Below are 676 nucleotides of genomic sequence, written 5' to 3'. Positions count from 1 at the left end.
CCGCGATAGGGGTAGAGCCAGTTTTTGGCATAAGACCAGAAGCCCTCGATGCCGTTGATATGGTCACGCCCGACCGGCCGTCCCTTCTCTTTGCGGATCACCACATGGTCGCCCCGCAGCCGCAAAGTGGCATAGGCCTGCCATTCGTCGGTGTAGTACAGCGAGCCTTCCCGGCTCTCCGCCCGGATCACTCGCAGCACCGAGGCCTTGTCGCGAGCCGGGATCGGCTGGGCCTTCACCAGGCCGTTGCGCTTGACGATGCCGAAGACCATCACCTTGCCCGCCGCACCCCAGCCCCGCTTGCCCCCCTTCCGAGCGCCACCGAAGGTGCTTTCGTCGCATTCCAGGCTGCCCTCGAAGGGCTCCCGCAGTTGCTCGGCATGGGCCAAGGCCTGCCGGATGAGACGATAGAACCGCTCCGTCGCCGGACGGCTCGCCACCGCTGCGAAGCGCTGCCGGTACACCGGAACGCCCCACACAAAACGTTGCACCAACTCCGTCTTCTTCCGGCTCTCCAGCCGAGACGCATCCCATAACGTCCGCCGTCGACGACGATGCCCACAGCGCCGGCATTTCAGCCGGCCATCCGACAGCTCCCAACTCCAACCATGCCCACACCGCTCGCACTTCGACATGACCAAATCTTCTCCGATTTGGTCCAGTTCGGTTAGGCATT

Annotated in this window: 1 protein-coding gene; it reads right to left on the bottom strand. The window is 64.1% G+C overall.

Features of this window, described 5'->3' with window-relative positions; genetic code table 11:
• The coding region (locus P409_RS35580; RefSeq protein ID WP_202964922.1) for an IS1595 family transposase at positions 1 to 491 on the bottom strand (491 nt) is incomplete at its 3' end.
• Positions 492 to 676: the final 185 nt, after the last annotated feature.

The sequence above is a fragment of the Inquilinus limosus MP06 genome, assembly GCF_000767795.1.
GTDB classification, from domain to species: Bacteria; Pseudomonadota; Alphaproteobacteria; order DSM-16000; family Inquilinaceae; genus Inquilinus; species Inquilinus limosus_E.
The sequence above is the reverse complement of the archived record's forward strand: the minus strand, read 5'-3'. Positions and strand labels throughout refer to the sequence as shown.